Origin of the sequence: Nocardia wallacei (genome assembly GCF_029868745.1) — a bacterium.
Classification (GTDB): Bacteria; Actinomycetota; Actinomycetes; order Mycobacteriales; family Mycobacteriaceae; genus Nocardia; species Nocardia wallacei_B.
Genome location: NZ_JARWOP010000230.1, coordinates 1 through 8,416 on the forward strand (window position 1 = coordinate 1; position 8,416 = coordinate 8,416).

The window sequence follows — 8,416 nt, forward strand, 5'->3', positions numbered from 1 at the left end:
CGGTGGAGTTATGCACATCCTCATGGAGATCATCGTCGGAGCCGGCGCGCTGGCCGTCCTGGGAGCTATGGCCGTGTCGGGTGCCGTCGCCGGGGGGGGCCCCCCCCCCCCGGGGGGGCGACGGCGGGCCCCCCCCCCGCCCCCCCCCCCCCACCCCCCCCCCCCCCCGGGGCGCGGGCGCCCCCCCCCCCCGCCCCGCGACCGGGGTCGGTCCCTATTGGCGTCACAGGGGGTCGGGACCGACGGGCATCAGGGCGATTCTGCCTCATCAGGGTCGGCGGCGTCGGTGCTCGCCGCGGATGCGTTGCCGGCGCGATCCTCGCGGTGCTCCAGCGGCCGCTCCGCGACCACCGGGAACTGGCCGGTGTAACCCTGGCGCAGCGACGCCACCTGGAGCACCCGGCCACGAGCCAGGAACCAGCCGCCGACCAGCAGCGGCACCATGAGCACGCCCATCGCGATGACGGCGCCGCGCTGCGTGTCGTCCTCGCCGAACAGCATGAGCCCGACGACGATCGCCATGAAGATCAGCGCCGAGTAGTTGGTGTACGGCGCGCCGATCAGCCGGAAGGACGGACGCTCGAGGCGGCCCTCCTTCGCCCACTTCACCATCTTCATCTGGCAGATCAGGATCGCCGCCCAGGCCGTGATGGTGCCCAGCGCCGACATGTTCAGCACGATCTCGAACGCCTTCTCCGGCACCAGCGCGTTGAGCCCCACGCCGGCCAGCGCGATCGTGCCGGTGGCGAGAATGCCCACGTAGGGCACGCCCTGCTTGGACATCCGCGACGCCAAGCTGGGAGCGCTGCCGTTCATCGACATCGAGCGCAGGATGCGGCCGGTCGAGTACAGACCGGCGTTCAGGCTGGAGAAGGCCGCGGTCAGCACGACCAGGTTCATCACGGTGCCCGCACCGTCCACGCCGAGCCGGGCGAAGAAGCTGACGAACGGGCTCTCGCCGGACTTGAAGGAGGTGTAGGGCAGCAGCAGCGCCAGCAGCACCAGCGAACCGACGTAGAACAGCGCGATACGGGCGATGACCGAGTTGATCGCACGGGGCATGATCTTCTCGGGGTTCTCCGCCTCACCGGCGGCCGTGCCGATCAATTCCACCGCGGCGTAGGCGAATACGACGCCGGTGGTCGCCAACACCAGTGGCAGCAGGCCGTTCGGGAACAGGCCGCCGTGATCGCTGATCACGCTGATGCCCGTCTGGGCGCCGTCGATCGTGAAACGACCGGCGAGGAAGACGGTGCCGACGATCAGGAAGGTCACCAGGGCGACCACCTTGATCAGCGCGGCCCAGAACTCCATCTCGCCGAACCAGCGCACCGACACCATGTTGATGCTCACCACGATCGCCAGCGCGACCAGCGCGATGCTCCACTGCGGAATCGCCTTGAACGCACTCCAGTAGTGCACGTAGGTGGCGATGGCGGTGATGTCGACGATGCCGGTCATACACCAGTGGAAGAAGTACATCCAGCCGACGCCGAAGGCCAGCTTCTCGCCGTAGAACTCACGGGCGTAGGAGACGAACGAACCCGAGGACGGGCGATGCAGCACCAGCTCACCGAGGGCGCGCAGGATGAAGAAGACGAAGATGCCGCAGACCGCGTAGGCGATGAACAGCCCAGCGCCGGCTTCCTTCAACCGACCGCCCGCGCCGAGGAACAGCCCGGTACCGATCGCGCCGCCGATCGCGATCATCTGCAATTGCCGTGGACGCAGCGCTTTGTGATAGCCCGCGTCCTCGGCCTCCAGCGCGCTCGCGGCACCTGCCTGCGCGTCTGGGTGGGGTTGAACGGTGGTCATAACGGGACCTTCCATGTGATGCCAATCATACCATCAGGTAATGGAACATACCTGTATCCGATGGCACATACAACGTTGGACGGAATTTTGTAACGACGCGGAAACCCGGCAGCCATCCCTTGCCGGTTGCCTTCCGATTGCCCGAACCGCCTCAGAGCGGGGAGGATACCCGGCACTCCGAAGCAACACTCAGGCACAGCAATCGGTCAGCAATGTGTCCGGACCGACCAACATCAGGCTCGTCAATGTCCCCTGAAAGCCCCTATGTGCCACTTCCCAGGGCGAGAACCGGGTTTCGGTGTGGTTTCCTTGATAGATGGCATCGGGTGCGGAGTTCACGATCGACGAGCTGGCGCGCGAGTCCGGCATGACCGTGCGCAGCCTGCGGGCCTATCAGGAGCGCGGCCTGCTGCCGCCGCCGCGCTTGAAGGGCCGAACCGGGTTCTACGGTCCGCAGCACCTCAACCGGGTGCGCATCATCAGCCGGCTCATGGACCGCGGCATCAAGCTGAGCGGCATCCGCGAGTTGCTCGACGCCTGGGACCGCGGCGACGACCTGGGCGCGGTCCTCGGCGTCTCGCTGGAGGACGGCCCGCCGGGCGGCGAACAGGCGCGGGCGCAGCCCCCGGGCGAGCGGACCATCGCGGCGACCGAACTCATGGAGCGCTACCGCGATGTGCCGAACGGCTTGGCCCGCGTCGTAGCGGCGGGCCTGTACGAACCGTTCGACGCCACCACTTATCGCGAACGCGACCCCCAGCTGGTCCGGTTCGCCGATCAGCTGGCCGCGTCGGGCGTGGACGAGGCCGCCGTCCTCGACGAACTCGACCGGCTGCGCGCCGACTGCGACCACATCGCCCGGCGCTTCGTCGACCTGTTCGAGCACACCGCGGCGGCGGCGTTCCGGCAGTCCGGCCGCACCCCGCACGACGTCGCCGAGTTCACCGAGCAGCTGGCCACCGCCCGCACCCTGCCCGGCCGGGTGTCCGCCGAACTGGTCGATCAGTTCATCTCGCGGTACCTCGAGCACATCACCAGGGACCTGGACGATCCACGTCCCGACCGGCCCGAACCCGCAGGCGGACGCTGACCGCTCACTCGGCGGAATCGCGGCGCTGCTCCATCCGGGTCAGGATGCGTTCGATCTCCCGGTCCACCCACGCGGTGAGGCGCCCGGCGCTCATCCCGGTGGCCACCGGGGCGGGGTCGTCCAGCGGCATCACATAGCGGCCGTCGTCGGGGAGATCACGCCACAGCACGCCGGATTCGGCGCGTCCGCGGGGGCCGAACTTGGAACGGCCCTGCAGCACCTCGACGATGCCCGTGGCCGTCGCGGGAGTGCCGAAAAACGCTGCGCTGCGGGCGGAATCGTCGTCCTCCGGCTCGTCGTCGTCGGACACCATCGATCCGGCCGGCTCGTAGCCGGGTGCGGGCGCGGCGGCATGCACCACCAGATCCGGTTGCACGCCCGGCCCGGTCCGCGGCAACTGCCCGATCACGACCTCGCCGAGTGCGCGGGGATCGCACTCCTCGACCGTGAAACCGCCACTGTGCCAAAGTGTTTCCCCGGGTCATCGCCGCGGCGATCTCGTCGTAGGTCAGATCGGCGATGTCGTCGGCGAATTCGGTGTGGATCAGCAGGCCGTCGGCGTTCACCGTCACCCGGATGCGCTTCTCGCACGCGGCGACCGACGCCGTGAGCTGCGCGCGCCGGCGCTGGAACTCGGCTATCCCGCGCAGTTGCTGGTCCAGGCCGTCCAGCAGGGTCGCCGCGTCTTCCTGCAGACGCTCATTCGGCATCCGGACCTCCTCTGCGATACCCGCCCGCGCGGCGTGTGCTCCCGACCGGCCGCACGTCCGCCCGGCCGGGTCTGCGATGATCACGACCATGCGAGTACTCGTGCAGCGAGTGACATCGGCCCAGGTCACCGTCGACGACGAGGTCGTCGGGCGCATCGACCCGGCCGCTACCGGCGCGCCCCACGGCCTGCTCGCGCTGGTCGGTGTCGCCCACGACGACACCCCCGCGACCGCGAAGACGCTGGCGGACAAGCTGTTCCGGTTGCGCATCCTCGACGGCGAGCGCTCCGCGGCCGACCTGGCCGCGCCGATCCTGGTGGTCAGCCAGTTCACGCTCTACGCCGACACCGCCAAGGGCCGCCGCCCTTCCTGGTCGGCCGCCGCGCCGGGAGCGGTCGCCGAACCGCTGGTCGACGCCTTCGCCGCAGACCTCCAGGCGCTCGGGGCCACTGTCGCCACCGGACGTTTCGGCGCACATATGCGGATCGAGCTGGTCAACGACGGACCGGTGACCATTCTGCTGGAGGCGTGAGACCGGCTCAGGACGCATTCGAGCCGCCGAACTAGCTGCCCGACTGCCCGTCCACGCCGTGCATGACGGCGGCCGCGTTGCGCTGACCCTCGGCGAAGTCGTGCAGCGTCGCCGCCATCGCATCGGTGCCGTCCAGCAGGTTCTTCCGCGCTCCCTTGTAGCCCTTGTCGCCCTCGGAGAACTTCTTGCCCATGGAATCGTCGCCCCACGGACGGTTCCCGGCGTCGGACTCCGAGCCCGACAGCGTGCCGCGCAACCGATCCGCCAGGTCCTGCGTGATCTGCGCGGCCGCCTTCAACTTCTCGGGATCGACCTCGATCCGGTCCGCCATGACTAGCTCACCTCACTCGGCATCGTGATCAGTTCCCCAATGTGAAAGGCGTATCGGTATCCCCACCGCCACCGGTTCCGGGATCCTCCGAGGCCGGATAGGCGCCCGGCGGTAGCCATTCGCCCCACTCCGGCGCGTCGGGCGCATCGAAAGACCCCGGCAGCGCCTCCCATTCCGGAAAAACTCGACCTCGTCTTGGCCCGCATATCCTTCCCCTGCCCGAGAAACGGCTCCTCGGACCGATGCCCGCCACCACCCGGTTGCCCCGTCCCGTCGTTAGGCACGGTCCCGCCCGGCGGCCGCGCCGAGTTCCCCGGGGTGGTCGAATCCGGTGGTGCGCCATGGGGTTTTTCGCGAAACCGCCGCGGGCGCCGCCGACCATGGCACCGCGGGCGGCGCCGCCCACCCAACCGGGTCCGGAAGAGAACGCGGTCCAGTCCCCGGTCGCGGCGCCCACGGCCACGTTGCCCATCGCCGTGCTCACGATTCCCGACGAGGCTCCGATGAACGCGCCCCGCCCGATGCGGCCCGGCGCGTTGTTCAACTGCTTGGCGGCGACATTGTCGATGCCCCGGCCAGATACCGGGCGAACTCACGCGACGGCAGCGTCCCGGCGACCGAGGCGAGCACAGAGAGCCCGAACTGCTTCCCATTGAAGTGCCGCCGCTTCCCGTCCGCCATCTGGCCCAGCTGCACCGAACCGTCGATGGCCATCGAAATCGCCGCCGCCTCGGTGAATTTCACGCCGTACACGCCCCAGCCCTTCGCCGAGGGAGCAACCAGCCGACCCTGCGCGATCGACTTCCAGAAGTACTGCTTGGTCGCGGGCGCACCGAGTTTCGAGGCCAGCTTGGTGATGGCGTTCTGCACGACGTCCTCGAACACCCGCAGGAACGATCGGGTGGACGAGATGGCCGCCGCCTCCACCGCCGGCGCCGTGGGCGGAAACAGCCACGCCCAGATGATCTCCAGCGCCAGGGCCGCCAGCGAGACGATGACCGTGATCTTGATGCCCTGCAACTGGGTACCCATGTCGAACGCCGAATCGGAGATCGTCTGCAGCAGTTCGGCCAGCGATTCGAGCGATTGGTCGCCGGTGCGCAGGGCGTCGAACCGCTGCCCCATCGCGACCGCGGCCTCACCGTCGGAGTAGGCCTGCTCGGTGGCGCGCTTGGCCTCGTCGACCATGGTCAGGAGCGCTCGCAGATCCTCGGAGGCCGTCTTCCACGCGGCCGATACCGCCCAGGCGGCATCCTCGTCACCGTCGGGCCAGGTCGTTCCCGCGACCCAGGCCAGCCACCGTAGCCCCTCGGGGCAGATCGAGTGTCATCGGTACTCGTCCGCGCCGTCCGGCTGTGTCCTCTCGACCCGCATTGCGACCTCCTCGACACGGGGGCACCTCACACCACATCGCATGTCGTTGAATTGTCGGTGGCACGCAAGCGAATTCGACAAGACAACCCACGGTTCATCGGGCAACGACCCGGCGGCGCCGGCTGTGGCGCGCAGGGAAATCCACCGGCGATCGTTGTGAGAAACACAGGGCGAATCCGATGGGCCGTGCCGCGTCAGCGGTGTCGATAGTGTCGGCCTCGACTCACGTCTGAGAACGCAGCCCGCCCGGGCCCAGGAGAAAACCCAACATGCGCAAACACCGCCACCTCACCGCAGCATCGGACCTGCGGGAAATTCTCGACTTCTTCGGCAAGTGCCCCGAATGCGGCTATCCCGCAACGGCTTCGGCGACACTGCGGAACAGCAATACCGTGGTCGCCTCCTGCGACCGCCCGTGCGGCTGGAACGGCATCGTGCCACTGACCACCATGACCGAGCATCGTCCGCACGCCGACATGCGGGAGTGACCAGCCGCTACCTCACTGCGTCGAAAGCGCGGAATTCCCCTGCGCGGCAGCGCCTTGATCCGTCACCGTCCCCCGGGACCTATTCCGTACGGAGGGTGAGGATTCGGGGTCCGTCCTCGGTGACGGCGACCGTGTGCTCCCAGTGCGCGGCGCGGCTGCCGTCCTCGGTCACCACGGTCCAGTCGTCGTCGAGGACGCGGGTCTGGGTGGTACCCAGGGTGAGCATCGGCTCGATCGCCAGCACCGAGCCGACCACGAGCTTCGGCCCCTTGCCCGGTGCCCCCTCGTTGGCCAGGAACGGATCCATGTGCATCTGCCGGCCGATACCGTGCCCGCCGTAACCGTCGACGATGCCGTAAGCACGACCGTGCTCCTGCTCGGCCGCGCGGGTACCGAGTTCGATGGCGTGCGACACGTCGGTGAGCCGATTGCCCGGCAGCATGGCGGCGATCCCCGCCTCCATCGACAGCTTCGTCGCCTCGCTCAGCAGCCGATCGGCCTCGATGATCTCGCCGACACCGAACGTCCACGCCGAGTCGCCGTGCCAGCCGTCGAGGATCGCGCCGCAGTCGATGGACACCAGATCGCCGGGGGCGAGTACCTCGTCCTTCGACGGAATCCCATGCACCACACGGTCGTTCACCGATGCGCAGATCGAGGCCGGGAAGCCGTGGTACCCCTTGAACGACGGGACCGCACCGGCGTCGCGGATCACCTGCTCGGCGACCCGGTCCAGCTCCAGCGTCGAGACGCCGGGCTGCGCCGTCGCGCGCACGGCGACCAGCGCCTTGCCCACGACGGCGCCGGCCGCGGCCATGGCGTCCAGTTCACCGGCGGTGCGGAAGGGCACCACCTTCTTCTGCTTGAGTCCGAAGACCATTCGCGTCAGCGACCCAGGGCGCGGAGCGCGCGAGTATTGACCTCTTCGATCTCGCCGATGCCGTCGACCGAGACGACCTGGCCGTCGTAGTGCTGCAGCAGCGGTTCGGTCTCCTCGCGGTACACCCGCAGCCGGTTGCGGATGACCTCTTCGGTGTCGTCGTTGCGTCCGCGGCTGAGCATGCGCTGCACCACGACGTCCTCGGCCACCACGAAGCACAGCACGGCGTCCAACTCGCGACCGGATTCCTTGAGCATCTTCTCGAGTGCCTCGGCCTGGTCGACCGTGCGCGGGTAGCCGTCGAGCACGAAGCCGTTCGCGGCGTCCGGTTCGGCGATGCGCGCCTCGACCATGCGGTTGGTCACGTCGCTGGGTACCAGGTTCCCGGCGTCCAGATACTTCTGCGCCTCGCGGCCCAGCGGGGTCTCCTGCGAGATATTCGCACGGAACAGATTCCCCGTGGAGATGTGCGGCACACCCAGCTTGTCCGACAGCAGTTCGGCCTGCGTGCCCTTGCCGGCACCCGGCGGTCCGAGCAGTACGAGTCTCACTTGAGGAACCCTTCGTAATTTCTGTTCATCAGCTGGCTCTCGATCTGTTTGACCGTATCGAGGCCGACACTCACGACGATCAGGACGGCGGTGCCACCGAACGGCAGGTTCTGCAAACCACTCGAATTGCCCATGTTGAGGAACAGGTTCGGCAGGACGGCCACGGCACCCAGATAGATCGAACCGGGGAGGGTGATCCGGCTCAGGACGAAGTTCAAGTAGTCGGCGGTCGGCTTACCCGGCCGATATCCGGGAATGAAGCCGCCGAACTTCTTCATCTCGTCTGCGCGTTCCTCCGGGTTGAAGGTGATCGCGACGTAGAAATAGGTGAAGAACACGATCAGCGCGAAATAGATCGTGATGTAGGCCCAGTTGGTCGGGTCCACGAGATATTGCTGAATGGTCTTCTGCCACCAGCTGGGATCGGTGGCATTGGACTGGGTCAGCTGCGAGACCAGGTTCGGCAGGTACAGCAGCGAGGACGCGAAGATCACCGGAATCACCCCGGCCTGGTTGACCTTCAACGGCAGATACGTCGAGGAGCCGCCGTACATCTTGCGGCCCACCACGCGCTTGGCGTACTGCACCGGAATCCGGCGCTGGCCCTGCTCGACGAAGATCACCGCCACGATCACCAGGAACGCG

Annotated in this window: 8 protein-coding genes and 2 pseudogenes; 3 read left to right on the forward strand and 7 right to left on the reverse strand. The window is 68.0% G+C overall.

Features of this window, described 5'->3' with window-relative positions; genetic code table 11:
• Positions 1-249 precede the first annotated feature (249 nt).
• Positions 250-1,815, reverse strand: coding sequence for an amino acid permease (locus QH470_RS19480; RefSeq protein WP_280273820.1), 1,566 nt, complete (start codon positions 1,813-1,815; stop codon positions 250-252).
• A 316-nt stretch (positions 1,816-2,131) separates the two neighbouring features.
• Here QH470_RS19480 and QH470_RS19485 point away from each other — a divergent pair, with 316 nt between their 5' ends.
• Positions 2,132-2,905 (forward strand): MerR family transcriptional regulator, encoded by a 774-nt coding sequence (locus QH470_RS19485; protein ID WP_280273821.1) that lies wholly within the window; start codon positions 2,132-2,134, stop codon positions 2,903-2,905.
• 4 nt (positions 2,906-2,909) lie between these two features.
• On the opposite strand, the pseudogene QH470_RS19490 reads toward QH470_RS19485, so the two are convergent.
• A pseudogene (locus QH470_RS19490) lies at positions 2,910-3,350 on the reverse strand (ESX secretion-associated protein EspG); the annotation flags it as partial.
• 353 nt (positions 3,351-3,703) lie between these two features.
• Here QH470_RS19490 and dtd point away from each other — a divergent pair.
• Positions 3,704-4,147, forward strand: a complete 444-nt coding sequence (gene dtd, locus QH470_RS19495; RefSeq protein WP_280273822.1) for a D-aminoacyl-tRNA deacylase — start codon at positions 3,704-3,706, stop codon at positions 4,145-4,147.
• Positions 4,148-4,178: 31 nt separating this feature from the next.
• Here the strand turns inward: dtd and QH470_RS19500 are convergent, their stop codons facing one another.
• A complete protein-coding gene (locus tag QH470_RS19500) occupies positions 4,179-4,478 on the reverse strand; it encodes a type VII secretion target (RefSeq protein ID WP_280273823.1) in 300 nt (99 codons plus the stop codon).
• Between the two features lie 540 nt (positions 4,479-5,018).
• Positions 5,019-5,798 (reverse strand): WXG100-like domain-containing protein, encoded by a 780-nt coding sequence (locus QH470_RS19505; protein WP_483243941.1) that lies wholly within the window; start codon positions 5,796-5,798, stop codon positions 5,019-5,021.
• A gap of 323 nt (positions 5,799-6,121) precedes the next feature.
• On the opposite strand from QH470_RS19505, the gene QH470_RS19510 reads away from it, so the two are divergent.
• Positions 6,122-6,340, forward strand: a complete 219-nt coding sequence (locus QH470_RS19510) for a hypothetical protein (RefSeq protein WP_280273825.1) — start codon at positions 6,122-6,124, stop codon at positions 6,338-6,340.
• A gap of 79 nt (positions 6,341-6,419) precedes the next feature.
• Here the strand turns inward: QH470_RS19510 and map are convergent, their stop codons facing one another.
• The 3 genes and pseudogenes from map to QH470_RS19525 all read right to left on the reverse strand — a co-directional run.
• Complete coding sequence (gene map, locus QH470_RS19515; RefSeq protein WP_280273826.1) at positions 6,420-7,220, reverse strand: type I methionyl aminopeptidase; 801 nt, start codon at positions 7,218-7,220, stop codon at positions 6,420-6,422.
• 5 nt (positions 7,221-7,225) lie between these two features.
• Complete coding sequence (locus QH470_RS19520) at positions 7,226-7,771, reverse strand: adenylate kinase (RefSeq protein ID WP_187686719.1); 546 nt, start codon at positions 7,769-7,771, stop codon at positions 7,226-7,228.
• Positions 7,768-8,416, reverse strand: a pseudogene (locus tag QH470_RS19525) (SecY family transport protein); the annotation flags it as partial. The gene QH470_RS19520 and the pseudogene QH470_RS19525, both read right to left, overlap by 4 nt.

Bases quoted from the DNA above. Each gene is read 5' to 3' on its own strand.
- QH470_RS19480 (WP_280273820.1), bottom strand. From the start codon at position 1,815: ATGACCACCGTTCAACCCCACCCAGACGCGCAGGCAGGTGCCGCGAGC.
- QH470_RS19485 (WP_280273821.1), top strand. From the start codon at position 2,132: ATGGCATCGGGTGCGGAGTTCACGATCGACGAGCTGGCGCGCGAGTCC.
- dtd (WP_280273822.1), top strand. From the start codon at position 3,704: ATGCGAGTACTCGTGCAGCGAGTGACATCGGCCCAGGTCACCGTCGAC.
- QH470_RS19500 (WP_280273823.1), bottom strand. From the start codon at position 4,478: ATGGCGGACCGGATCGAGGTCGATCCCGAGAAGTTGAAGGCGGCCGCG.
- QH470_RS19510 (WP_280273825.1), top strand. From the start codon at position 6,122: ATGCGCAAACACCGCCACCTCACCGCAGCATCGGACCTGCGGGAAATT.
- map (WP_280273826.1), bottom strand. From the start codon at position 7,220: ATGGTCTTCGGACTCAAGCAGAAGAAGGTGGTGCCCTTCCGCACCGCC.